A 24927-nucleotide genomic window follows, 5' to 3' on the forward strand; every position below is an offset into this window, starting at 1 on the left:
TCACGATCCGGCCCCCCGCGGCTTCCCGCTCGCCCCTGTGGACGATCCCCAGGTTGTGGACAACCGCGTCACCCCCACGAGGGAGACCCGCGCCCCGGGCCCCGCGCAAGGCGTGCGCTCAGCGCCCCGGCCGCGCCGCGCGCGCCTGCGAGAAGTCCTGACCCGTCAGCCCGAAGGGCCGCGGCGGCCCTTCACCGACCGGGACCGGACAGCTCCGGGAGGTGTGAGGGCGCCGCGCCGGGGGTGTGACGGCGCCGCGCCGGGGATGTGACGGCGCCGCGCCGGGGATCCCTCCCCGCACCCGCCGCCTACGGCAGCTCGATGCCCAGGTCCCAGCCGTCGTGCGCGTGCGTGCACAGGCAGGCGCGGGACTCCGTTCGGGGCAGCGCCGCCACCGCGTCGAAGAGGACCTGCCGCAGCCGCCCCACGTTCTCGCCGAACACCCGCAGCACCTCCGTGTGGGACACGCCCTCACCCGTCTCCGCGCCCGCGTCCAGGTCGGTCACCAGCGCCATCGAGGTGTAGCAGAGCCCCAGCTCCCGGGCCAGGACCGCCTCCGGGTGCCCGGTCATGCCGACCACCGACCAGCCGGCCGCCGCGTGCCAGCGCGACTCGGCGCGCGTCGAGAAGCGCGGCCCCTCGACGACGACCATGGTCCCGCCGTCCACCGGCTCCCAGTCCCGCCCCCGCGCCGCCGCCAGCGCCACGGACCGCCCCACCGGGCAGTACGGGTCCGCGAAGGTGGTGTGCACGACGTTGGGGACGCTGCCGTCGGGCAGCGGCTCCCCGTCGAAGAAGGTCTGGGCGCGGGACTTCGTACGGTCGACCAGCTGGTCGGGAACGAGCAGCGTGCCCGGCCCGTACTCGGACCGCAGGCCGCCGACCGCGCACGGGCCCAGCACCTGGCGGACGCCGACCGAGCGCAGCGCCCAGAGGTTGGCCCGGTAGTTGATCTTGTGCGGCGGGACGGTGTGGCTGCTCCCGTGGCGGGGCAGGAAGGCCACCTGCCGACCGGCGAGCTCGCCGACGTAGAGGGAGTCGCTCGGGGGTCCGTACGGGGTCTCCACCCGGACCTCGGAGACGTCCTCCAGGAAGGAGTAGAAGCCCGAGCCGCCGATGACACCGATCTCTGCGTTCGCCATGGAGCCCACCCTAAGGGGGCTCCGGCGGATCACCGGCCCGGGCCGCCCGGCACGTCCCGCGGCCGGGCATGCCGAAGGCCCCGCTGCCGGATCGGCGGCGGGGCCTCGGGAAGAGCGTCAGGCGGCCGAGGTGGAGCTGCTGCTCGTGCTCGACGACGTCGAGGAGGACGAAGCGGCGGGCGCGGCGGCCGGCGTCGACGTCGTGGACGGGGCGGGCTTCGACGCCGGGGTGCTGCTCGACGAGGAGCCGCGGCTGTCGTTCCGGTAGAAACCGGAACCCTTGAACACGATGCCGACCGCGGAGAACACCTTCTTCAGGCGTCCGTCGCAGCTCGGGCACTCGGTCAGGGCGTCATCGGTGAACTTCTGCACGGCCTCAAGGCCCTCGCCGCACTCGGTGCACTGGTACTGGTAGGTCGGCACGAATTTCCTCCTGGCACTCTCACTCAATGAGTGCTAACGACGCTCCATGGTGACGTATTCCGGCGGATCAGTCCACCGTCACCGGCGTGCGGTGACCGATCCCACGCTCGCTCACCCGGTTGCGGGCGGCCGGGGCGGCCGTCTGCGGGGAGGAGTTCACGATGCGGCTCGGGGTCTTGGGGGCCAGCTTCGAGCGCAGCGCCAGCAGGGTGACCAGCGCCAGCGCGGTGGCACCCATGGGCACCAGGAAGCCGTACGAGGACCCGTGCGCGTCCGTCAGGCGGCCGGCCAGGGTCACGGCGCCGGCCTGCCCGAAGGCGACCGCGCCGGTCAGCCAGGTGAAGGCCTCGGTGCGGGAGGTGGCCGGGATCAGCTGCTCGATCATGGTGTAGCCGGTGATCAGAGCCGGGGCGATGCACAGGCCGACGACCAGGCCCAGGGCGCCGAGCAGGATCGCGGAGTGCGCGGCCCACAGCACGGACGCGGCGGCGGTGAGGCCGACGTAGCCGAGGATCAGGCGGCGGCGCGGGCCGATCTTCCAGGCGATGGCGCCGCAGGCGATGCCCGCGATCATGTTGCCGGCCGCGAAGACGCCGTACAGGATGCCGTTCGCGCCCGGGTTGCCGATCTCTTCGGAGAAGGCGGCGAGCGAGACCTGCATGCCGCCGAAGACGGCGCCGATGCCGATGAAGGCGACGATCAGGACGCGCAGGCCCGGGAAGGACAGCGCCGAGGCGTGCTTCTCGCCGTTCGCCGCGCGGGCGACCGGTTCGGGCTGGGTGCCGCGCTGGGCGGCGAAGAGCAGACCGCCGACGATCGTCAGCGTGGCCTCGGTGATCAGACCCGCGGAGGGGTGGATCGCGGTGCACAGGAAGGTGGCCAGCACCGGGCCCACCACGAAGGTGAACTCGTCGGTGACGGACTCGAAGGCGGCCGCGGTCGGCAGCAGCGGGGAGCCCTCCAGCTTGGCGGCCCAGCGGGAGCGGACCATCGGCCCGACCTGCGGGACGGACGCGCCGGCGGGGATCGCGGCCAGCGCCAGCGCCCACAGGGGCGCGCCGAGCAGGGCGAGCGCCGTCAGGGCGCTCACGGCGGCGGCGTGCGCGAGGACGACCGGGACCAGGACGCGGCTCTGGCCGATCCGGTCGGCGAGCTTGCCCATCTGGGGGGCGAAGAGCGCCATGGAGACACCGGTGACGGCGGCGACGATGCCGGCGCTGCCGAAGGAACCGGTGGTGTGCTGGACCAGCAGGACGATGCTGATCGTCAGCATCGCGAAGGGCTGCCGCGCGGCGAAGCCGGGGAGCAGGAAGCTGAGGGCGCCGGGCGTGCGCAGGAGCTGCCCGTAACCCGGGCGGGCGGACGTGTCGGTCGTGACCGCGGATGTCACGGCCTGGCCTTTCCGCTGCCTGGTAGAGCGTCCCCGTCTGCGGACGGTGCGCCGCCTTGTGAGCGACCGCACCCGTACATGTGGGAGCCCCGAGAGCTGTCCTCTTGCGCAGAACCGAGTGATACCTGGGCGCCCACTGCGGAGGGTGCCACGGCCGCTTTGCGGTCGCGCCAGCTCTGCGTCAGGCAGAGTTGGTTCGATCTGGTGTGCCTTCATCATACAGGGGAGGTCGCTACCACGCCCTGTGATTACGGTGACAACTCATGTCCTCACCTGCGATTAACCGGAATTTCGCATTCGAGAGCTCGGAAATCAGGGCAAGCGAGCCCAGACATCACCGAAATCAGAGAATTAGAACGCCACTCTAATCAGAAAGTCCGTCAGATCGTCCCGAAAAGTCCGCCCGGGGCGGCCGCGATCGGCCCCTTTTCCTCAGTGCGCGCTCTCGCCGCCCGTGCCGAGCCAGCCGGCCAGCTTGCCGCCCCGGGCCACCGCACGCAGCCGGGCCTCGGCCGCGTCCCGTACCGGGTCCGTGGCCACCACCAGCAGCTCGTCCCCCCGCCGCAGCACGGTCGACGGCGCCGGTACGAAGCTCTTCGCGTCCCGGACCACCAGCGTGACCGACGCCCCGGACGGCAGCCGCAGCTCGCTCACCTCGACGCCGTGCATGCGCGAGGCCGGCGGGATGGAGAAGGAGAGCAGGTGCCCGCGCAGCTTCTCCAGCGGCGCGGACTCGATGCCGAGGTCGGCGGCGGCCTCGTCCCGGTCGCCGAGCTCCAGCTTGCGCGCCAGCCAGGGCAGGGTGGGTCCCTGCACCAGGGTGTAGACGACCACCAGCACGAAGACGATGTTGAAGACCCGGTCGCTGCCCTCGATGCCGGACACCATCGGGATGGTCGCCAGGATGATGGGGACGGCGCCGCGCAGGCCCGCCCACGACATCAGGGCCTGCTCCTGCCAGGGGATGCGGAAGGGCAGGAGGCTGACGAAGACCTCCAGTGGCCGCGCCACCATCGTGAGCACCAGCCCGATGACGACGGCGGGCCAGAAGTCGTGGACCAGCTCGTGCGGGGTCACCAGCAGGCCGAGCAGGACGAACATGCCGATCTGGGCGATCCAACCGAGCCCGTCCGCGAAGCCGCGGGTGGCCGGCCAGTGCGGCAGCTTCGCGTTGCCCAGCATCATGGCCGCCAGGTACACGGCGAGGAAGCCGGAGCCGTGCGCCATGGCGCCGGCCGCGTACGCGGTGATCGCGATGGCCATCACGGCGATGGGGTACAGGCCCGAGGCCGGCAGGGCCACGTGCCGCAGGCCGTACGCGCCCAGGAATCCCACGGTCAGGCCGATGGCGGCGCCGATCGCCAGCTCCAGTGCGATCTTGCCGAGCAGGACGTACCAGTCGTCCACCGGTCCCACGGTCGCGAAGGCGACGACGAGGATGACGACGGGGGCGTCGTTGAAGCCCGACTCGGCCTCCAGGACGCCCGTGATGCGGGCCGGCAGCGGCACCTTGCGCAGGACCGAGAAGACGGCCGCCGCGTCGGTCGAGGAGACGACCGCGCCGATCAGCAGGGCCTGGCGCCATTCCAGCCCGACCAGGTAGTGCGCACCCGCCGCCGTCACGCCCACGCTGATCGCGACGCCCACCAGCGACAGTATGATCGCGGCCGGCAGGGCGGGTTTGATCTCTTTCCACTTGGTGCCCAGACCACCCTCGGCGAGGATCACGACGAGTGCCGCGTAGCCGATCACCTGGGTCAGCTCGGCGTTGTCGAACACGACGTTGCCGATGCCGTCCTGGCCTATCGCGATACCTATGCCGAGGTAGATGAGCAGGCTGGGCAGACCGCTGCGCGAGGAGACGCGTACCGCCGCTACCGCGACGAGCAGCACGAGCGAGCAGACCAGCATGAGCTCATTGAGCGTGTGGACAGTCAGCGGGCGGCCCTTTCCTCGTAGCGCCCGGCGGATCGTTCTTCCCGGCCGCGGCGCGCCATCACAAGCACTTCGTTACTTTACCTAATCTTTGACGCTTTCTTGACGTGCTCCTCACATTGTGAAACGCCTGTTCGCCCCTGTCCTCAGGGGGCGGGCCCCCTGGCGGATCAACGCGAGGGGTCCTGCGCCTATGGTTGCTCCCAGCACCCAGGACCACCCTGCCCCTCTAAGGACAGCGATGCCCGCCAACGAATCCGCTCCTCCCGTCAAGAAGAAGGGACGACGCGCCCGTCTGATCGTGCTCGTCCTGGTCCTGGCTCTCTTCGCGGGCCTCGGCTACGGGGCGTACTGGGGCGTGGACAGCGTGCGCGCCTCCTTCCCCCGGACGACCGGATCCCTGAAGGTGCCGGGCCTGACCGGGACCGTCGACGTCAAGCGCGATGCCCACGGCATCCCCCAGCTCTACGCCGACAACGACGACGACCTCTTCCGCGCCCAGGGCTTCGTGCACGCGCAGGACCGGTTCTGGGAAATGGACGTACGCCGTCACATGACCTCGGGCCGGCTCTCGGAGATGTTCGGCGCCGGGCAGGTGGAGACGGACGCCTTCCTGCGCACGCTCGGCTGGCGCCAGGTCGCCCAGACCGAGTACGACAAGAAGCTCTCGGAAGAGACGAAGAAGAACCTCCAGTCCTACGCCGACGGGGTCAACGCGTACCTGAAGGGGAAGTCCGGCAAGGACCTCTCCGTCGAGCACGCCGCGCTCAAGCTCAGCGACGGCTACCGGCCCGAGCAGTGGTCGCCCGTGGACTCGGTGGCCTGGCTCAAGGCGATGGCCTGGGACCTGCGCGGCAACATGCAGGACGAGATCGACCGCGCGCTGATGTCGAACAAGCTCACGCAGGCGCAGATCGACGAGCTCTACCCGCCGTACCCCTTCGACCGGAACAAGCCGATCGTCGAGGGCGGCCGGACCGACGGCGGCAAGTACACGCCGCAGGGCTCCACGCCCTCCGGTTCGGGTTCCGGCAGCGGCAGCGGTACGGCCTCGGGGTCCCCGGTCTCCGCGGGCGCCGGCTCCGGCTCCGGCGCCTCCGGCCTCGCCGACAACGCCACCGCCCAGGGCGCGACCGTGGGCCTGCGCACCCAGCTGAGCGCGCTCGCCGAGACCCTGGACGAGATCCCGGCCATCCTCGGCCCCAACGGCAGCGGCATCGGTTCGAACTCCTGGGTGATCTCGGGCAAGCACACGACCACCGGCAAGCCGCTGCTCGCCAACGACCCGCACCTGTCCCCGCAGCTGCCCTCGGTCTGGTACCAGATGGGCCTGCACTGCCGCGCGGTCTCGGCCCAGTGCCAGTACGACGTGGCCGGCTACACCTTCTCGGGCATGCCCGGCGTGGTCATAGGCCACAACGCCGACATCGCCTGGGGGATGACGAACCTCGGCGCCGACGTCACCGACCTCTACCTGGAGCAGATCCGGCCCGACGGCTACGTCTACGACAACAGGGTGCTCCCCTTCGAGACCCGCGAAGAGGTCATCAAGATCGCGGGCGGCACCAGCAAGAAGATCACCGTCCGCGTCACCAACAACGGCCCGCTCGTCTCCGACCGCAGCGAGGAGCTCGCCTCCGTCGGCGCCCGCGCGCCCGTCGCCCCCTCGGCCCCCGACCGGGGCAACGGCTACGCCGTCGCCCTGCGCTGGACCGCCCTGGACCCGGGCAAGTCGATGGACGCGGTCTTCAAGCTCAACAGGGCCAAGGACTTCCCGACCTTCCGCCAGGCGGCCGCGGACTTCGAGGTCCCCTCGCAGAACCTGATCTACGCCGACAGCAAGGGCGCCTACGGCAACATCGGCTACCAGGCCCCGGGCCGCATCCCGGTCCGCGGCCAGGGCGACGGCCGGATGCCCGCCCCCGGTTGGGACTCCAAGTACGCCTGGAAGGGCGGCAAGGACGGCAACGGCGGCTACATCCCGCAGGAAGCGCTGCCGTGGGACCAGAACCCGACGCGCGGCTACATCGTCACCGCGAACCAGGCCGTCGCGGAGAACGGGACCGGCGCGGGCAAGTACCCGAACCTGCTGACCACCGACTGGGGCTACGGCGCCCGCAGCCAGCGGATCAACGACCTCATCGAGGCGAAGATCAAGGACAGCGGCAAGATCTCCACCGACGACATGCGCGCCATGCAGATGGACAACAGCAGCGAGATCGCCGCGCTGCTCACCCCGATGCTGGCCAAGATCGAGGTCTCGGACCCGGACGTGCGCTCCGCGCAGAAGCTCCTGGAGGGCTGGAACTACACCCAAGAGCCGGACTCCGCGGCGGCCGCGTACTTCAACGCGGTCTGGCGCAACATCCTCAAGCTGTCCTTCGGCGACAAGATGCCGAAGGAACTGCGCATCGAGGGCAGCTGCATGAACGTCCGCGAGAGCACCGGCCCGGCCGACGACCTCGCCGAGACGGTGCGCGAATGCGGTGCCCGCGACGCCGACTCGGCGCAGCCGGACGGCGGTGACCGCTGGTTCGAGGTGGTCCGCCGCCTCGTCAAGGACGAGAAGTCGCAGTGGTGGACCTCGCCCAGGACGCTCAACCAGCCGGCCACCACCACCCGCGACGAGCTCTTCGCCCGGGCCATGAACGACGCCCGCTGGGAGCTCACCGCCCGGCTCGGCAAGGACCAGTCCACCTGGAGCTGGGGCCGGCTGCACCAGCTGACGCTGAAGAACCAGACCATCGGCACCGAGGGCCCCGGCTTCATGCAGTGGCTCCTCAACCGGGGCCCGTGGAACCTGGGCGGCGGCGAGGCCACCGTCAACGCGACCGGCTGGAACGCCTCCAGCGGGTACGGGGTCACCTGGGTCCCGTCGATGCGGATGGTCGTGAACCTCAACGACCTCGACAAGTCCCGCTGGATCAACCTGACGGGCGCATCGGGTCACGCGTACCACGGCAACTACACGGACCAGACGACGATGTGGGCCAAGGGCGAGCTGCTGGAGTGGCCCTTCGGCAAGGAGGCCGTGGACCGCTCCACGGTCGACACCCTGACCCTCACGCCCGGCGGCCCGTAGGGCCCGAGGGCCTACGGGCCGAAGCGGCGCACCCCGGACGGGGTGGCCACCGCCTGGACGGGGTGGTCGTGCGGTTCCTCCGGGACCCGCGCGACCACCTCGTCGTCGTAGAGGAGCACGACCAGCGCGGGATGCGCGCCCGCGCGCTCCAGCCGCTCCAGCACCCGGTCGTACGAGCCGCCGCCGCGGCCCAGCCGCATCCCGCGCCCGTCCACCGCGAGACCGGGCAGCAGTACGGCGTCGGCGCCGGTCACCGCCTCCGGTCCGAGCGCGGGCCCGGTGGGCTCCAACAGCCGCATCCGGCCCGGGTGGGCCGCCTCCGCGAGGCTGTCCGGGCCTTCGTACACGGCCCAGTCGAGGTCGTTGTCGGGCAGCAACAGGGGCAGCAGGACGCGTGTGCCGGCCGAGCGCAGGGCGTCGAGGAGCGCACGGGTGCCGGGCTCGGTGCCGACGGAGACGTACGCGGCGACCGTGTGCGCGCGGGCCAGTTCGGGCAGTTCCACGGCCCGTTCGGCGAGCGCCGCGGCCGCCGCGCGGCAGGCGTCGGGGGTCAGGGAGCGGCGGGCGGCGAGAAGTTCCCGGCGCAGCGCGGCCTTCGCGGAGACGGTCGGTGCGTTCTCGGTCACAGCGGCCTCAAATATCCTTGCGAACCTGGACATATGTTTATCTACCTACCGGGGCCCGGTCTCGCGGTCGGCGGGACCCACTATCGTTCTGGCCATGACTATGTTGCACCCCGTGATCAAGAAGGCCGTCATTCCGGCCGCGGGCCTCGGTACTCGGTTCCTTCCGGCGACCAAAGCCACCCCGAAGGAAATGCTCCCGGTCGTGGACAAGCCGGCCATCCAGTACGTGGTCGAGGAAGCCGTCTCGGCCGGCCTGGACGACGTACTCATGATCACGGGGCGTAACAAGCGCGCGCTGGAAGACCACTTCGACCGCAACTACGAGCTGGAGTCGGCGCTCACGGCCAAGGGCGACGACGACCGCCTCAAGCGCGTCCAGGAGTCCAGCGACCTCGCCACCATGCACTACGTCCGCCAGGGCGACCCGCGGGGCCTGGGCCACGCCGTGCTCTGCGCCGAGCCGCACGTCGGCCGCGAGGCCTTCGCCGTCCTGCTCGGTGACGACCTGATCGACCCGCGCGACCCGCTGCTGCGCCAGATGGCCGACATCCACCAGCGCACCGGCGGCACCGTCATCGCGCTCATGGAGGTCGACCCGGCCAACGTCCACCTCTACGGCTGCGCCGCCGTAGAGGCCACGGACGAGGAGGACGTCGTCCGCATCACCGGTCTCGTCGAGAAGCCGGAGCCCCAGGACGCGCCCAGCAACTACGCGGTCATCGGACGCTACGTCCTGACCCCCGCGATCTTCGACATACTGCGGGAGACCGAGCCGGGCCGCGGCGGGGAGATCCAGCTCACCGACGGCCTGCAGAAGCTGGCCGCCGACGAGACCATCGGCGGCCCGGTGTACGGGGTGGTCTTCCGGGGCCGCCGCTACGACACCGGGGACCGCGGGGACTACCTGCGGGCCATCGTCCGCCTCGCCTGCGAGCGGGAGGACCTGGGCCCGGAGTTCCGTACCTGGCTTCACCGTTACGTCACGGAGGAGATGTAGCACCTTGAGCAGTTCCGCACCGCAGGACACCGCCCGGCTCCGGCGCGAGCAGCGCATCTGGTCGGTGGACGAGCACCTCGCGGACATCCTCGCCGCCGTCCGGCCGCTGGAGCCCATCGAGCTCCAGCTGCTGGACGCCCAGGGCTGTGTCCTGGTCGAGGACGTGACCGTGCCCGTCGCCCTCCCTCCCTTCGACAACAGCTCCATGGACGGCTACGCCGTCCGTACGGCCGACGTCCAGGGCGCGAGCGAGGAGTTCCCCGCGGTGCTGACCGTGGTCGGGGACGTCGCGGCCGGCAGCGCCGAGCTGCCGACCGTCGGCCCCGGCCAGGCCGCCCGCATCATGACCGGCGCCCCGCTGCCGCCGGGTGCGCAGGCCGTCGTACCGGTCGAGTGGACCGACGGCGGTACGGGCGGTGGCGCGGCCTCCGGGATGACCCCGGCCAGCGCCGCCCCCGAGGGCGCCGGCGGCGAGGTGCGGGTGCACCGGCCCGCCGGGGCGCGGGCGCACGTCCGCGCGCGCGGCAGCGACGTCCAGGCCGGCGACCTCGCGCTCGCCGCCGGCACGGTGCTCGGCCCACCGCAGATCGCCCTGCTGGCCGCCATCGGACGCGGCACCGTGCGGGTCCGGCCGCGCCCGCGCGTGGTCGTCCTGTCCACCGGCAGCGAGTTGGTCCAGCCCGGCGAGGCCCTGGCCGCCGGCACGATCTACGACTCCAACAGCTTCGCGCTGGCCGCCGCCGCGCGGGACGCCGGAGCCATCGCCTACCGGGTCGGGGCCGTCGCGGACGACGCCGACACCCTGCGCTCCACCATCGAGGACCAGCTGATCCGGGCCGACCTCCTCGTCACCACGGGCGGGGTCAGCGTCGGCGCCTACGACGTGGTCAAGGAGGCACTGAGCTCGGTGTCCACCGGCCCCGGTACGGGCGACGACGCCGAGGTCGACGGCGGCGGGATCGACTTCCGCAAGCTCGCCATGCAGCCCGGCAAGCCGCAGGGCTTCGGCTCCGTCGGCCCGGACCGCACCCCGCTGCTCGCGCTGCCCGGCAACCCGGTGTCCTCGTACGTCTCCTTCGAGCTGTTCGTGCGTCCCGCGATCCGCGCGCTCATGGGGCTGCCGGACTCCGAGGTGAGCCGGCCGACCGTGCGCGCGGTGCTGAAGGCGGACCGGGCCCTGGGCTCTCCGGCCGGCCGCCGGCAGTTCCTGCGCGGCACCTACGACGCCGCGACCGCGACGGTCACCCCGGTCGGCGGATCGGGCTCCCACCTGATCGCCGCGCTGGCGCACGCCGACTCGCTGATCGTCGTACCGGAGGACGTCACCTCGGTGGAGCCGGGGGCCGAGCTGGAAGTGGTCCTGCTCGGCTGAAGTCCCGCCGGTGCGGGTAGCGTGTTGCACCACACAGGCCCTTGAGGGGCCCGGACGGAAGCGGCGCGCAGAGTATGAGTACGCAGAGCAGGCTGACCCACATCGACGAGGCCGGTGCGGCCCGGATGGTGGACGTCTCGGAGAAGGACGTCACCACCCGGACGGCGCGCGCCAGCGGACGCGTCCTCGTCTCCCCCCGGGTGATCGAGCTGCTGCGGGGCGAGGGCGTGCCGAAGGGCGACGCCCTCGCGACCGCGCGGATCGCCGGCATCATGGGGGCGAAGAAGACCCCTGACCTGATCCCGCTCTGCCACCCGCTGGCCGTCTCCGGGGTCACGGTCGACCTGTCCGTCACCGACGACGCGGTGGAGATCCTCGCGACGGTGCGGACGACGGACCGCACCGGGGTCGAGATGGAGGCGCTGACCGCCGTGGCCGTGGCCGGGCTCACCGTCATCGACATGGTCAAGGCGGTCGACAAGGGCGCGGTCGTCACGGACGTCCGGGTGGAGGAGAAGACGGGCGGCAAGTCCGGCGACTGGACGCGCTCGTGAACGCCCCGCGCGGCGGCGAGGTGCACAGCCACGTGCCCCCGGCGGCATCCGGGGAGCCGGCGCCGCTGACGTCCCCGGCTTCCCCGGCCGGTCCCGGGTCCGCGCTGCGCGGCCTGGTGGTCACGGCGTCGAACCGGGCCTCGCAGGGCGTGTACGCCGACAAGGGCGGCCCGCTCCTGGCCGAGGCGCTGACGGAGCTCGGGTTCGCCGTGGACGGCCCGCGGGTCGTCCCGGACGGCGATCCCGTGGAGCGGGCGCTGCGCGAGGGCGTGTCCGCCGGGTACGACGTCATCCTGACCACCGGCGGTACCGGCATCTCGCCGTCCGACCGCACGCCCGAGGCCACCGCGCGGGTGCTGGACTACGAGGTCCCGGGCATCGCGCAGGCCATCCGCGCCGAGGGCCTGGCCAAGGTGCCGACCGCGGCGCTCTCGCGGGGTCTGGCGGGCGTGGCCGGGCGCACCCTGATCGTGAACCTGCCCGGTTCGACGGGCGGTGTGCGCGACGGCCTCGCGGTGCTGTCCCGCATCCTGACGCACGCGGTGGACCAGATCCGGGGTGGAGACCATCCCCGGCCCGGCGAGGGAACCAGACCTGCCGGGAGCGCGAGCTGAACGGTCCCTCCTGGCCGGCGGTCCTGACGGACGGCGACGTGACCCTCCGGCCGATAAGGATGCGGGACCAGAAGGCCTGGCGCGAGGTCAACCGGCGCAACCGCGAGTGGCTCCGGCCGTGGGAGGCCACCATCCCGCCGCCCGCCCCCTGGGGGCCGGTGGTCCAGCGGCCCACGTACCGCCAGATGGTCCGCCACCTGCGGGCGGAGGCGAACGCCGGCCGGATGCTGCCGTTCGTCATCGAGTACCGGGGCCGGCTGGTGGGCCAGCTGACGGTCGCCGGCATCACCTGGGGTTCCATGTGCGCCGGGCACGTCGGCTACTGGGTGGACCGCGAGGTGGCGGGCCGGGGCGTGATGCCGACGGCCGTGGCGCTCGCCGTGGACCACTGCTTCGGGAAGGTCGGGCTGCACCGGGTCGAGGTGTGCATCCGTCCGGAGAACGGGCCGAGCCGCCGGGTGGTGGAGAAGCTGGGGCTGCGCGAGGAGGGGATGCGGCCGCGCTACCTGCACATCGACGGCGCCTGGCGGGACCACCTCGTGTACGCGGTGACCGTGGAGGAGGTGCCGGAGGGACTGCTGCGGCGCTGGCACCGGGCCCGGCACCGGGAGACCCCGTCGAAATAGAAAAGCGAATATGCGTTCGATTTAGAGCGCACGGCGAACCGATTCGTCCATAAGCTGATCCGAAGAACCACAAAAAAAGTCCGTGATATCAGCGAGATCGTGCGACACACCGGCCCAATTGGCCGATCCCCTCGGCCGCGTCCCTCTACGGTGTGAGGTGTGAGCAGCAGCGGCCTCATCTACGCAGTCATTGTCGGGGCCTGGGCCGCCTACTTGGTGCCCATGTGGCTCCGGAGGCAGGACGAGCTGAACGAGGCCCGTCCGACGGAACGCTTCTCCACCGCCATCCGGCTGCTTTCCGGCCGGGCGGGAATGGAGCGCCGTTATGCCAAGGGACTGCGTGAGCGCGGTGACGAGGAGGCGCAGCCCCGGCCCCACGCGGACCCGGACGCCGCGACGGAAACGGTGAATTCCGTGGACGCCGACGTCCGGGTCGTCGTCGTGCCTCCGACCAGGGCTGAGCCGAGACCGGCCGTCGGCGACCGGGAGCACCGGGAGCACCGGGAGCAGCGTGCGGAGCGGGCCCGGCGCGAGCAGCGCCTCCAGGTCCTCGCCCGACGTCGGCGCACCACCGCGCTCCTGTTCCTGGTCTTCACCCTCGGCGCGGTCGTCGCGGCCGTGGGCGGCCTCGCGTTCCTGTGGGCTCCCGCCGCACCGGCCCTGCTGCTGAGTACGTACATCGTGCACCTGAGGGTCCAGGAGCGGCGGCGCTACGAGTTCACCATGGACCGTCGGCGCGCCGAGGCGGCCGCGCGCCACCTGCGCGAGAACCGCCCGCGCCGCCGCGAGCCGGAAGCCGCGCCGGGCACCGAACCGGACCCGGCACCACCGGTCTCCCCGCAGGAGGCCGGACGGCGCGCGCTGGTCGAGCAGACCGACCACGCCGAGTGGGTGGACCAGCAGCGCGAGCGCGAACGCGGTCCCGCCCGAGGCGACAGCTGGGAGCCCGTCCCGGTCCCGCTTCCGACGTACGTGACGGCCCCGGTCGCCCCGCGCGCCACCGGGCCGGCGGCCCCGGACGCCTGGAGCGCCACCCGCTCCAGCACCGCCGAGCCGACGGAACCGCGCCTGCGCGCCCAGCCGGCGGCGCCCAGGACGGACCCGAAGCCGGAGGCCGAGCCGGACGCGAAGCCCCCGACGACCCCGCGTCCCCGGGGCCGCGACCGGGGCCGCACTCCGCTGTTCGACCAGTACGAGAGCGACGACCGCCCCCGGGCCGCGAACGAGTGATCGGTGACCTGCGAGGACGCTCCCGGATACCGGTTTTGGAGCACCCGCGCGGGGATGCTAATGTTTCACACGTCGCAAGGGCCTGTGGCGCAGTCTGGTAGCGCACCTCGTTCGCATCGAGGGGGTCTGGGGTTCAAATCCCCACAGGTCCACAAACGACAGTTCGCGAGTAGCTCTCGCGGGCGTCATGAAATCCCGTCCGGTCGTAAAGACCGGGCGGGATTTCGGCGTTTGCGGGTGTTCACCACGGGCTCATGCCTGAACAGGGGCGAGGGCGCGAGCGATCCGGGGTGTGCGCGTCGGCGGCGGCGGAGCTCGGCCCGGTGCGGGTGGGCGGCGGCGCCGCGGGACGTGGCCGTCCCGGCGGCGGCCGAAGGTGCGGTCGCGACGGCGTTCGTGAGCGGGCGTCACCTGCGCGCCCGGGGCCGGTCCGGTAGGTGTCTCCCCTCGGCGGGGCCCCGGCCGCGGGGTACGGTCCGGGGCCGGGGCCGGAGCTGCGGGAGTCGGCGTCGGGGTACGGGCCGCCGCGCCACGCCGCGAGCCCGTTCGGCGACCGGCCGACGGCCCGCCCCGCCGGGGCGCGGACCGCCCGGGTCCGGCTCGCGGCGTAGGCCGCCGGTCCGCCCGAGGGGGAGGGCCGGTCGCGTCAGTCGGTCAGGAGCTTGGCCATGCAGCGGCTGGCGTCGTGGAAGCGGTAGTAGCCGAACTTGGTGGCCGGGGTGTAGCCCGAGGAGAGGTAGAGGGCTATCGCCTCCGGCTGCTGGTCACCCGTTTCGAGGGCCATCCGGACGCGGCCCGCCGCGCGGGCGTCCTTCTCCAGCTCCGCCAGGATGCGGCGGGCGAGGCCCATGCCGCGGGCCTCGCGGACGACGAACATCCGCTTCAACTCCGCGTCTCCGTCCGCGTAGCCCTCCTCGTTGCGGTCCTGGCGGCGCCAGCCGCCGCTGGCCACCGGCGCGCCCGCGGCGTCGTACGCCAGCAGGTAGAGGCCGTTCGGCGGGGAGAACATGGCCGGGTCGAGAAACGTTTCGTCGCCCTCGCCCTCGTACCGCTCCTGGTACTCGAGCTGGACCTGGTCGTTGAGCTTGACCGCGTCCGGGTGATCGAACGGTACGACGCGGAGCTGGATCCCGTGAGACATCCGAACATCGTACGGAACGCTCGGGCTAAGGTGCTGGGATGCTCATCGTGACCTCCGTGAATGTGAATGGGATCCGCGCCGCCGCCAAGAAGGGCTTCGGGGCGTGGCTCGCCGGCTCCGACGCCGACGTGGTCTGCCTCCAGGAGGTACGGGCCGAGGAGGGGCAGATCCCGGAGGAGGTCCGCAGTCCCGAGGGATGGCACACCGTGTTCGCCCCCGCCGCCGTGAAGGGCCGGGCCGGGGTGGCGCTGTACACGCGCCGCGCGCCCGAGCAGGTGCGGGTCGGCTTCGGGAGCGACGAGTTCGACGCCGCCGGGCGCTACCTGGAGGTGGACCTGCCGGGCGTGACCGTCGCCAGCCTCTACCTGCCCTCCGGGGAGGCGGGTACCGGGAAGCAGGACGAGAAGTACCGGTTCATGGCGGAGTTCATGGTCTACCTCCAGGGGCTCAGGGAGCGGGCCGCCGCCGACGGGCGCGAAGTCGTCGTCTGCGGGGACTGGAACATCTGCCACGAGGAAGCCGACCTCAAGAACTGGAAGACCAACCGCAAGAACGCCGGCTTCCTGCCCGAGGAGCGGGAGTGGCTGGGGAAGGTGTACACCGACGCCGGCTACGTCGACGTGGTCCGGGCGCTGCACCCCGACACCGAGGGGCCGTACTCCTGGTGGTCCTACCGCGGTCGGGCCTTCGACAACGACGCCGGCTGGCGGATCGACCTCCAGGTGGCGACGCCGGGGCTGGCGGCGAAGGCCGTGAAGGCGTTCGTGGAGCGGGCCGAGACCCACCCCGAGCGGTGGTCGGACCACGCCCCCGTCACCGTGGTCTACGAACTGGCTCCCTGACCGGAGGCCGGAGCCGCGTCCGAAGCCGCATCCACAGTCGCAGCCGGGTCCGGCTCCGCGGTCCGGTCCCTGCTCGGCGACCGGGACGGGTCCGGGTCCGGGGCCCCGGTCGGGGCCTGCGCCGGGGCGGAACCAGGCGCCGCCCCGGGCGCCAGCAGCCGATCCATCGCCATCGTCAGCTCCGCCTCGACCACGCTCTTCGCCAGCGGGCGCAGCCGCTGGAGCGCGTCCGGCGCGATGTGGGCGGCCGTCAGCTCGGCGAACAGCAGGGCCATCGCGTCCGCGTGCTCGCGGACGCGGCGGCCCGTCTCCAGCACGGCCGAGAGCGGCACGCCCTCGCGCACCAGGGCCGAGGAGACGTCCAGCAGGCGCCGGCTGACGTGCACGATCTCGTCGCCGTCGGTGGCGAGGTAGCCGAGGTCGAGCGAGGCCGCCAGGTTCTCGGGCGTGACCTCGCCCTCGAAGTAGTCGGCCAGCGCCTCCGGGGTCAGCCGTACCGGGGTCTCCTCCGACCCACCGATGCCGAGCAGTTCGCCGAGCTGGCCCACGTCGCGGCCGTTCTCGAAGGCGGCGGTCAGTTCGGCGATTCCGCCGAGGGTGTGGCCGCGGTCCAGCAGGGCGGCGATGGTCCGCAGCCGGGCCAGGTGGTGGTCGTCGTACCACGCGATGCGGCCCTCGCGGCGCGGCGGCGGGAGCAGCTTGCGCTCGCGGTAGAAGCGCAGGGTGCGGACCGGGATGCCGGCCGCCTCGGCCAGTTCCTCCGTGCGGTACTCGCGCACTGTCTTCGCTCGCGTCTCTTCCATCGCCACGGGCGCAGCCTATGGCGTACCAGCGGTAACTTTCCGGGCGCGACCCCTACCCATGAGTACGGTGCTGCTCTACCCTCCCGATTGTGCCAGTAATTGCTGGCAGTGTTTCGATGGTGTGTGGCGTGGGCGTGGGCGTGGCTGGGACTGCGACGGAGCGGAAGGCGGCGGGCATGGGCGGCATCGGCGAGCGCGACGGGCGCGAGCGGAGCGAGCACGTACGAGTGGCGGTGATCGGGTCCGGATTCGGCGGACTCGGGGCGGCCGTGCGGCTGCGGCGCGAGGGGATCACGGACTTCGTCGTCCTGGAGCGCGCGGACTCGGTCGGGGGCACCTGGCGCGACAACAGCTATCCGGGATGCGCCTGCGACGTCCCGTCGCACCTGTACTCCTTCTCCTTCGCGCCGAATCCGGACTGGCCCCGGACCTTCTCCGGCCAGCCCGCGATCCGGGAGTACCTGGAGCACGTCGCGGACACCTTCGGGCTGCGCCGGCACATCCGGCTCGACTCCGAGGTGCGGATGATGCGCTGGGACGCGGACGGGCTGCGCTGGGAGATCGAGACCTCCGCCGGATCGCTCACCGCCGACGTGGTGGTGTCGGCGACCGGACCGCTGTCCGACCCGAAGCTGCCGCAGGTGCCGGGACTCGCCGAGTTCCCCGGCAAGGTCTTCCACTCCGCGCGCTGGGACCACGACTACGACCTCGGCGGCAAGCGCGTCGCCATGATCGGTACGGGTGCCTCCGCGATCCAGATCGTGCCGGCCATCGCCCCCCGGGTACAGCGCCTGACGCTCTTCCAGCGGACCGCGCCATGGGTGATGCCGCGCACCGACCGGGCGATCTCCGCGGCGGAGCGCTGGCTGCACCGGCAGCTGCCCTTCACCCGCGCCGCGCGCCGGGGGCTGCTGTGGGGCATCCGGGAGCTCCAGGTCAGCGCCTTCACCAAGCGTCCGAACCAGCTCGGACTCCTCGAAGCGCTCGCGAAGGCCAACATGGCCCGGTCGATCAAGGACCCGGCCCTGCGCGCCGCGCTGACCCCGTCCTACCGGATCGGCTGCAAGCGCATCCTGCTCTCCAGCGAGTACTACCCGGCCCTGGCCCGGCCCAACGTGGACCTGGTCGCCTCCGGGCTCAAGGAGATCCGGGGCTCGGTGCTGGTCGCCGCCGACGGTACCGAGACCGAGGTCGACGCGATCGTCTTCGGGACGGGCTTCCACGTCACGGACATGCCGATCGCCGACCGGGTGGTGGGCGCGGAGGGCAAGACCCTCGCCGACCAGTGGAAGGACGGCATGCAGTCGCTGCGCGGGGCGACCGCGGCGGGCTTCCCCAACTGGATGACGATCATCGGCCCGAACACCGGGCTCGGCAACAGCTCGATGATCCTGATGATCGAGTCGCAGCTCAACTACATGGCCGACTACATGCGCCAGCTCGCCCTCCTCGACGGCGGCGGCGCGGGAGGGCGGGTCGCACTCGCCGCCCGGCCGTCGGCCGTGAACAAGTGGAACCGGCAGGTGCAGGCGCGGATGGAGCGGACGGTGTGGAACACCGGCGGCTGCACCAGCTGGTACCTGGACGCGCAGGGCCGCAACACCACCGTGTGGCCCGGCACGACGGGGGAGTTCCGCAAGGAGACGCGGACCGTGGACCTCGCGGAGTACGAGGTCCTCCGCCTGCGGGACCGGGAGCGGGCGGCCGTCGCCGCCCCGGCCGCCGCCGAGGTGCGCACGGTCGCCCCGGCCGGGGCCGCCGCGCGGGGGAAGGCTGGGGGGACCCCCGCGGCCCGGCCCGCCGCCCAGGCGCCCGCCCCCGCCGGGGAGGGCGCCGCGTGAGCCGGCTGACGCATGTCACGGCGGGCCCGTACGCGCCTCCCGCCCCGCGGCGCGAGCTCGTCGCCGTCTCCGCCGACGGGGCCCGGCTGCACGTCGAGGTGCACGGGGCGCAGGAGGCGCCGATCGTGGTGCTGGTGCACGGCTGGACCTGTTCCACCGCCTTTTGGGCCGCGCAGATCAGGGAGCTCGCGCGGGACCACCGGGTCATCGCCTACGACCAGCGCGGGCACGGGCGCAGTCCCGCATCCCGCGACTGCACCGCCGCGGCCCTCGCCGACGACCTGGTCGCCGTGTTCGCGGCCGCCCTCGCCCCCGGCGAGCGGGCGGTCGTCGCCGGGCACTCCATGGGCGGGATGACGGTCATGGCGGCGGCCGGGCGGCCCGAGTTCACCGAGCACGTCGCCGCCGCGCTGCTGTGCAGCACCGGCAGCGGCCGGCTGGTCGCCGAGGCGCGGGTCGTACCGCTGCGGGCCGGGCGGCTGCGGACCCGGGTCACCGGCGCGGTCCTCGGCTCGCGCGCCCCGCTGGGGCCGGTCACGCCCGTCGCCCGGAAGGTCCTCAAGTACGCCACCATGGGCCCCGGTTCCGCACCCGACAAGGTCGAGGCCTGCGCCCGCATCGTGCACGCCTGCCCGACCGGGGTGCGGCACGCCTGGTCCCGGGTGCTGGCGGAGCTGGACCTCGACGCGGACGTCGCCCGGCTCGCCGTGCCCACCGCCGTCATCGGCGGCGGGAGCGACCGGCTCACCCCGGTGGCGCACGCCCGGGGGCTCGCGGCCGCGCTGCCGCACTGCGTCGGGCTGACCGAGCTCACCGGTGTCGGCCACATGACCCCGATCGAGGCCCCCGAGGCCGTGACCGCCGCCGTGCGCGAGTTGACCGCGCGGTACCTCGTCGAGAGCGGGCCCGCGCCCGACCCCCGGCCCGCGACGACCGGTACCACCCCCGCCACCACCGAGAAGGAGAGGACCCCGTGAGCGCTCGCAGGAGTCTGGAAGGCCAGGTCGCCGTCGTCACCGGCGCGGCCCGGGGAGTCGGCGAGCTGCTCGCCCGCAAGCTCTCCGCGCGCGGCGCCAAGGTCGCGCTCGTCGGCCTGGAGCCGGCGGCCCTCAAGGAGGTGTCCGAGCGGCTGCACACCGAGAGCGACCACTGGTACGCCGACGTGACCGACCACGAGGCCATGGCCCGGGTCGCCCAGGAGGTCAAGCAGCGTTTCGGCAAGGTCGACGTCGTCGTCGCGAACGCCGGCGTGGCCTCCGCAGGCCCGTTCGCCGACTCCGACCCCGGGGCCTGGCGCCGGGTGATCGAGGTCAACCTGATCGGCGGGGCCGTCACCGCGCGGGCCTTCCTCCCGGTGCTGACGGAGAGTCGGGGCTACTTCCTCCAGATCGCCTCGCTCGCCGCGATCACCCCGGCGCCGATGATGACGGCGTACTGCGCGTCCAAGTCCGGGGTCGAGGCCTTCGCCCACTGCCTGCGCGCCGAGGTCGGCCACAAGGGCGTCGAGGTCGGCGTCGGCTACCTCTCCTGGACCGACACCGACATGGTGCGCGGCGCCGACCGGGACGAGGTGATGCGGGAGCTGCGCCGGCGGCTGCCCTGGCCGTCGAACCGGACGTACCCGCTGGGGCCCGCCGTCGACCGGATCGTGGCGGGCATCGAGCGCCGCTCGCCGCACGTGTACGCGCAGTGGTGGCTGCGCGGGATGCAGGGGATGCGCGGGTACCTGCCGGGGATCATCGCGACGGTCGGGCAGCGCGAGATGAAGCGGTTCGAACCGCGACTGGCGAGCGTGTCCAAGGGACTTGTGGGTGCCGGCGGGGTCGCGGACGAGCAGGAGCGGGCCCGGCGAACCTAGTCGAAATGCGAGAGTTGTCCCTCCGTGCCAGGCTGGTCGGGGCCGAGCCCCGACACCCCTTTCAGGAGGGAACAGCATGGGTCTGAAGGACCAGTTCCAGGACAAGGCGAAGAGACTCTCGGAGCAGGCCGAGACCTCGGAGCGGGGTGCCGAGGACGAGGAACGGCAGCGTCCCGCCCCGGTCCCGCAGGACGTGCGGGCGCGGGCGCGCAAGGCCCGCGAGACGTTCGACGACCACTTCGAGAAGTAGCGCCCGGCGGCCGAGGGGCGCGACCCGTGCCGTCCTGCGGGTGGCGCCCCTTCCGCATGCCCTACGACCTGGGCGGCAGCTTCGGCCGCCGCAGGTCCGGTACGTCCGTGTAGCCGGGCGGCACCGCCGCCGGGTCCTGCTCCAGCAGTTCCAGCGCCAGGTGCACGGCGTCGTCCAGCTGGGCGTGCCGTCCCTCCGCCCAGTCGAGCGGCGTGCGCAGGACCGCGAGGTCCGGCTCGACCCCGTGGTTCTCCACCGACCAGCCGTACTCGGGGAACCAGGCCGCGTTCATCGGCACCGTGATCACCGTGCCGTCGCCGAGGGTGTGCCGGCCGGTCATGCCGACCACCCCGCCCCAGGTGCGCTGGCCCACCACCGGGCCCAGCCCCAGCAGCTTGAAGGCCGCCGTGATCATGTCGCCGTCCGAGGCGGTCGCCTCGTCGGCCAGTGCCACGATCGGCCCCCGGGGCGCGTTCGAGGCGTACGAGACCGGTTGGGCGTTGCGCGTCAGGTCCCAGCCGAGGATGGAGCGGGTCAGCTTCTCCACGACCAGCTCGCTGATGTGGCCGCCCGCGTTGCCGCGTACGTCCACGAGCAGCGCGGGCCGGGACATCTCCATCCGCAGGTCGCGGTTGAACTGCGCCCATCCCGAGCCGCCCATGTCCGGGATGTGCAGGTACCCGCAGCGGCCGCCGCTGACCTCCCGGACCACGGCCCGTCGTTTGGCCACCCAGTCCTGGTAGCGCAGCGGCCGTTCGTCGACGAGCGGGACGACGGCGACCCGGCGGGCCCGGCCCTCGCCCTCGGCCGGCCGGAAGGTGAGCTCCACGGTGGTGCCCCCGGCCGCCGCGAGCAGCGGGTAGGGGCCGGTCACCGGGTCCACCGGCCGGCCGTCCACATGGGTGAGCACGGCGCCCTCGCGGATGCCGGTGCCGGCCAGCGGGGAGCGGGCCTTGGAGTCGGAGGACTCGCCGGGCAGGATCCGGCCGACCGCCCAGGAGCCGTCCCGGGGGACCAGGTTGGCGCCCAGCAGGCCGATCGCCCGCTGGTAGTGCGGGGGGCCCTCGTTGCGGCGGGCGGGGGAGACGTAGGCGTGCGAGGTGCCCAGTTCCCCGAGGACCTCGCGCAGCAGGTCGGCGAACTCGTCCGGCGAGGCGACCCGTTCGACCAGGGAGCGGTACTGGCGCAGCACCGCGTCCCAGTCGACGCCGCACATGTTCGGCTCCCAGAAGTAGGAGCGGATGATCCGGCCGGCCTCCTCGTACGCCTGGCGCCACTCGGCCGCCGGGTCCACTTCGTGCAGGATGCGCCGCAGGTCGAGGTGGACGGTCGAGTCGCCGTCCCCGGACTCGGTGGCGGGGACGGCCCGCAGGTCCCCGTCGTCGTTGAGCACCAGCCGGGTGCCGTCCCCGCTGACCGCGAACCAGTCGAGGCCCGAGGCCAGTTCGGTCTTGCGGGCCTTGGTCATGTCGAAGTGCTCCAGCGTCGGCTTGCCGCTGGTGTCGGCCGGGTTGGCGAAGGTCTCGCCGAGCGCGCCGGAGATCGGCCAGCGCAACCAGACCAGTCCGCCGCCGCTCACCGGGTACAGCGCCGAGTACTTGGACGCGGAGACGGGGAAGGGGGTGACCCGGCTCTCCAGCCCCTCCACCTCCACGGTCACCGCGCCGTCGCCCGACTCCGTGTCCCCCTCCACGGGGTCGAGGCCGCCGGCCGCCGGGCGCCCGTCGGCCGAGAACGCGAACGGCGAGGGGGTCGCGGAGGACAGCGGGACCAGGTAGGGGCGGCAGCCCAGCGGGAAGGACAGGTCGCCGGTGTGCACGTCGTAGACCGGGTCGAAACCGCGCCACGACAGGAAGGCGAGGTAGCGGCCGTCGCGGGTGAAGACCGGGCTCTCGTCCTCGAAGCGGCCGTTGGTGACGTCCACGACCGTCCGCGCGCCGGGACCCGCGATCCGGGCCATCTTGATCTGCCGCAGCGACCGCCCCACGCCCGGGTGCGACCACGTCAACCAGGCCCCGTCGGGGGAGAACGCCAGGTCGGTCACCGGACCGTTGACCGACCGGATCAGCTCGGTGACCTCGCCGTTGGACTCCTCGGTGGCGTCGATCAGCAGCAGCCGCCCGTCGTGGGAGGCGATGGCGAGCCGTTCCCCGTCCGGGTCCGACAGCAGCTCCAGTACGCGGCCCAGCTCGCCCGAGGCCAGCCGGCGCGGCTCCCGTTCCCCGGAGGCCCGCGGAAGGTAGGCGATCTCGATCGCGTCCTCGCCCTCCGCGTCCGTGATGTAGGCGACCTGTCCGCCGCTGCCGAGCATCTCCGGCAGCCGCACCCGCACGCCCGGGGTGTCCGCGATGGTCCGCGCCGGCCCGTCGCGGTGGGTCAGCCAGTAGAGGCTGCCGCGCACCACGACGGCGCTGGCCCGGCCGGTCGCGTCGACGGAGAGCGAGTCCACGTGGTGGGCGGCCGGTACCTGGTACGCACGGCGGCCCGCGCGCGGGCCGCCGAGGCGGACCCGGAGCTTGCGCGGGGCGGCGCCGGGCTCCAGCGAGTCGACGAGCCAGAGGTCCCCGGCGCACTGGTAGACGACCCGGGAGCCGTCGCTGGAGGCGTGCCGGGCGTAGAACTCCTCGTGGTCGGTGTGGCGGCGCAGGTCGGTGCCGTCGGGCAGGCAGGAGTAGAGGTTGCCGATGCCCTCGTGGTCGGAGAGGAAGGCGATGCGCCCGCCGACGAACATCGGCGCGTCCAGGTGCCCCTCGATGTCCTCCAGCAGCCGCTGCCCGTGCAGCCACAGCCGGCCGGTGGCGCCGCCGCGGTAGCGCTTCCAGGCGGCGGGCTCGTGCGGGGGCTTGCCGGTGAGCAGCAGGGTGCGCCGCTCGCCCCCCTCGCCGGCGTGCACCTGGATGTCGGAGACGGGCCCCCACGGGAGCCGGCCGCCGGGGCTGCCGTCGGTCGGCAGGCAGTAGGCCCAGGCGAAGTAGGAGAAGGGCTGGCCGTGCGAGGAGACGGCCAGGATGTCGCTGCGCCCGTCCTCGTCGGGCGGGGTCCAGCCGCAGACCCGGGTGTCGGTGGCGCCCCAGTAGCTCAGGCGCCGGGCGGGCCCCCCGTCGACGGGGGCCAGGTGGATCTCGGGATCGAGGCTGCGCCAGGTCGTGAAGGCGATGTGCCGGCCGTCGGGGGAGAAGCGGGGGTGGCTGACCCGGGTCCGGTCGACGGTGATCCGCCAGGCCCGGCCGGGCGTCTGCCCGTCGGGGACCAGCGGAGCGACCCAGAGGTCGTCCTCGGTGGCGAAACACAGCAGGTCGTCGTGCAGGTGCGGGAAGCGGAGGTACGCGACGTCGTGACTCACCCCCCAATGCTTTCCGCGCGGAGGGGGCGCGGCAACTCGTACAGGTGATCCATGCCACTCTACGAAGCGAAACGGTACGGTTTCGTTTCGCTAGGGCGCGGGGTATGGTCTCAAGCGTACGGAACAGTTTCGTTCGGACGGAGGCACGGAGATGACCGAGGCGATGGCGGCCCGGCGCAGCCGGATCACCCCCGAACGGGAAGCCGAACTGCACGAAGCGGTCCTCGACCTGCTGCGTGACGTCGGCTACGAGGCGCTGACCATGGACGCGGTCGCCGCCCGTACGAAGTCCAGCAAGGCCACCCTCTACCGCCAGTGGGGGAGCAAGCCGGAGCTGGTCGCCAAGGCCCTGCGATGTACGCAGCCCGTCTCGCTGCGGGAGATCGACACGGGCAGCCTGCGCGGGGACTTCGCGCGCATGGTGGAGCACTCGGACGACGTGCAGATGGCCAAGGACACCGCGCTGATGCGGGGTCTGGCCCATGCGGTCCACGAGAGCCCGGAGCTCCACAAGGCGCTGCGGGACCTGCTCGTCGACCCGGAGATCACCGGACTGCAGGTGATGCTGCAGCGCGCGGTGGACCGGGGCGAGATCGTCCCCGGCTGCCCGGCCCTGGACTTCGTGCCGCACATGCTCATCGGGGCGTTCATCGCGCTCCCGCTGATCGAGGACCGCCCGGTGGACCGGGCCTTCCTCGGTGACTTCATCGACGCCGTGGTCTTCCCCGCCCTCGGCGTCTGATCCGCCCCGCCCCAAACCGTCCCCACAGCTCCCCGCTGCTCCTGACACGCCGCTCTCGTCGTCGGGCCGGCTTCCTGTGCCCAAGGGGGGTGCCCTACGGGTCCGGCCGGGCTCCC

At 72.7% G+C, this 24927-nt stretch carries 21 protein-coding genes and 1 tRNA gene; 14 read left to right on the plus strand and 8 right to left on the minus strand.

Annotated elements, in window-relative coordinates:
- Nucleotides 1-308: 308 nt before the first annotated feature.
- The 4 genes from ACWFQ8_RS26020 to ACWFQ8_RS26035 form a co-directional block, all read right to left on the minus strand.
- On the minus strand, nt 309-1142 hold the full coding sequence (locus ACWFQ8_RS26020) for an S-methyl-5'-thioadenosine phosphorylase (RefSeq protein WP_453788693.1): 834 nt from the start codon (nt 1140-1142) through the stop codon (nt 309-311).
- Between the two features lie 117 nt (nt 1143-1259).
- The gene (locus tag ACWFQ8_RS26025; protein WP_453788694.1) at nt 1260-1565 is read right to left on the minus strand and encodes an FmdB family zinc ribbon protein; all 306 of its coding nucleotides are present in this window, start codon (nt 1563-1565) and stop codon (nt 1260-1262) included.
- 67 nt (nt 1566-1632) lie between these two features.
- Complete coding sequence (locus ACWFQ8_RS26030; RefSeq protein WP_453788695.1) at nt 1633-2955, minus strand: MFS transporter; 1323 nt, start codon at nt 2953-2955, stop codon at nt 1633-1635.
- Between the two features lie 432 nt (nt 2956-3387).
- On the minus strand, nt 3388-4866 hold the full coding sequence (locus ACWFQ8_RS26035) for a potassium/proton antiporter (protein WP_453788696.1): 1479 nt from the start codon (nt 4864-4866) through the stop codon (nt 3388-3390).
- A 265-nt stretch (nt 4867-5131) separates the two neighbouring features.
- Here ACWFQ8_RS26035 and ACWFQ8_RS26040 point away from each other — a divergent pair, with 265 nt between their 5' ends.
- On the plus strand, nt 5132-7972 hold the full coding sequence (locus ACWFQ8_RS26040) for a penicillin acylase family protein (protein WP_453788697.1): 2841 nt from the start codon (nt 5132-5134) through the stop codon (nt 7970-7972).
- Nucleotides 7973-7983: 11 nt separating this feature from the next.
- Here the strand turns inward: ACWFQ8_RS26040 and ACWFQ8_RS26045 are convergent, their stop codons facing one another.
- Nucleotides 7984-8598, minus strand: coding sequence for a 5-formyltetrahydrofolate cyclo-ligase (locus ACWFQ8_RS26045; RefSeq protein WP_453788698.1), 615 nt, complete (start codon nt 8596-8598; stop codon nt 7984-7986).
- Between the two features lie 94 nt (nt 8599-8692).
- Here ACWFQ8_RS26045 and galU point away from each other — a divergent pair, with 94 nt between their 5' ends.
- The 7 genes from galU (at nt 8693) to ACWFQ8_RS26080 (ending at nt 14143) form a co-directional block, all read left to right on the plus strand.
- Entirely contained in the window at nt 8693-9595 is a 903-nt protein-coding gene (gene galU, locus ACWFQ8_RS26050) for a UTP--glucose-1-phosphate uridylyltransferase GalU (protein ID WP_453788699.1), read from the plus strand.
- Nucleotides 9596-9599: 4 nt separating this feature from the next.
- Nucleotides 9600-10967 (plus strand): molybdotransferase-like divisome protein Glp, encoded by a 1368-nt coding sequence (gene glp / locus ACWFQ8_RS26055; protein WP_453788700.1) that lies wholly within the window; start codon nt 9600-9602, stop codon nt 10965-10967.
- A gap of 74 nt (nt 10968-11041) precedes the next feature.
- On the plus strand, nt 11042-11521 hold the full coding sequence (gene moaC, locus ACWFQ8_RS26060; protein WP_453788701.1) for a cyclic pyranopterin monophosphate synthase MoaC: 480 nt from the start codon (nt 11042-11044) through the stop codon (nt 11519-11521).
- A 65-nt stretch (nt 11522-11586) separates the two neighbouring features.
- A complete protein-coding gene (locus tag ACWFQ8_RS26065) occupies nt 11587-12135 on the plus strand; it encodes a MogA/MoaB family molybdenum cofactor biosynthesis protein (RefSeq protein ID WP_453788739.1) in 549 nt (182 codons plus the stop codon).
- The gene (locus ACWFQ8_RS26070) at nt 12132-12761 is read left to right on the plus strand and encodes a GNAT family N-acetyltransferase (RefSeq protein WP_453788740.1); all 630 of its coding nucleotides are present in this window, start codon (nt 12132-12134) and stop codon (nt 12759-12761) included. Before ACWFQ8_RS26065 ends, ACWFQ8_RS26070 begins: the two co-directional genes overlap by 4 nt.
- 159 nt (nt 12762-12920) lie before the next feature.
- Nucleotides 12921-13991 (plus strand): divisome protein SepX/GlpR, encoded by a 1071-nt coding sequence (sepX, locus tag ACWFQ8_RS26075; RefSeq protein WP_453788702.1) that lies wholly within the window; start codon nt 12921-12923, stop codon nt 13989-13991.
- A 78-nt stretch (nt 13992-14069) separates the two neighbouring features.
- A tRNA-Ala gene (locus ACWFQ8_RS26080) sits at nt 14070-14143 on the plus strand.
- A 494-nt stretch (nt 14144-14637) separates the two neighbouring features.
- On the opposite strand, the gene ACWFQ8_RS26085 is transcribed toward ACWFQ8_RS26080, so the two are convergent.
- Nucleotides 14638-15132: a GNAT family N-acetyltransferase gene (locus ACWFQ8_RS26085; RefSeq protein ID WP_453788703.1), complete on the minus strand. Its 495-nt coding sequence runs from the start codon at nt 15130-15132 to the stop codon at nt 14638-14640.
- 38 nt (nt 15133-15170) lie between these two features.
- On the opposite strand from ACWFQ8_RS26085, the gene ACWFQ8_RS26090 reads away from it, so the two are divergent.
- Nucleotides 15171-15974, plus strand: a complete 804-nt coding sequence (locus ACWFQ8_RS26090; protein ID WP_453788704.1) for an exodeoxyribonuclease III — start codon at nt 15171-15173, stop codon at nt 15972-15974.
- On the opposite strand, the gene ACWFQ8_RS26095 is transcribed toward ACWFQ8_RS26090, so the two are convergent.
- Nucleotides 15956-16777: a MerR family transcriptional regulator gene (locus tag ACWFQ8_RS26095; protein ID WP_453788741.1), complete on the minus strand. Its 822-nt coding sequence runs from the start codon at nt 16775-16777 to the stop codon at nt 15956-15958. The genes ACWFQ8_RS26090 and ACWFQ8_RS26095 overlap by 19 nt on opposite strands.
- Nucleotides 16778-16953: 176 nt before the next feature.
- Between ACWFQ8_RS26095 and ACWFQ8_RS26100 the strand changes: the two genes are divergently transcribed.
- From ACWFQ8_RS26100 to ACWFQ8_RS26115, 4 genes are all read left to right on the plus strand, one after another.
- Complete coding sequence (locus ACWFQ8_RS26100) at nt 16954-18618, plus strand: flavin-containing monooxygenase (protein ID WP_453788742.1); 1665 nt, start codon at nt 16954-16956, stop codon at nt 18616-18618.
- Nucleotides 18615-19595: an alpha/beta fold hydrolase gene (locus ACWFQ8_RS26105; RefSeq protein ID WP_453788705.1), complete on the plus strand. Its 981-nt coding sequence runs from the start codon at nt 18615-18617 to the stop codon at nt 19593-19595. The genes ACWFQ8_RS26100 and ACWFQ8_RS26105 overlap by 4 nt, the downstream gene beginning before the upstream one ends.
- Complete coding sequence (locus ACWFQ8_RS26110) at nt 19592-20476, plus strand: SDR family oxidoreductase (RefSeq protein ID WP_453788706.1); 885 nt, start codon at nt 19592-19594, stop codon at nt 20474-20476. The genes ACWFQ8_RS26105 and ACWFQ8_RS26110 overlap by 4 nt, the downstream gene beginning before the upstream one ends.
- Before the next feature lie 76 nt (nt 20477-20552).
- Nucleotides 20553-20726 (plus strand): hypothetical protein, encoded by a 174-nt coding sequence (locus ACWFQ8_RS26115; protein WP_453788707.1) that lies wholly within the window; start codon nt 20553-20555, stop codon nt 20724-20726.
- 61 nt (nt 20727-20787) lie between these two features.
- Here ACWFQ8_RS26115 and ACWFQ8_RS26120 read toward each other — a convergent pair whose 3' ends face one another.
- On the minus strand, nt 20788-24069 hold the full coding sequence (locus ACWFQ8_RS26120; RefSeq protein WP_453788708.1) for a S41 family peptidase: 3282 nt from the start codon (nt 24067-24069) through the stop codon (nt 20788-20790).
- 151 nt (nt 24070-24220) lie between these two features.
- Between ACWFQ8_RS26120 and ACWFQ8_RS26125 the strand changes: the two genes are divergently transcribed.
- Nucleotides 24221-24811: a TetR/AcrR family transcriptional regulator gene (locus tag ACWFQ8_RS26125; RefSeq protein ID WP_453788709.1), complete on the plus strand. Its 591-nt coding sequence runs from the start codon at nt 24221-24223 to the stop codon at nt 24809-24811.
- The last annotated feature ends 116 nt before the right edge of the window (nt 24812-24927 follow it).

Source organism: Streptomyces sp. NPDC055254 (assembly GCF_053606025.1).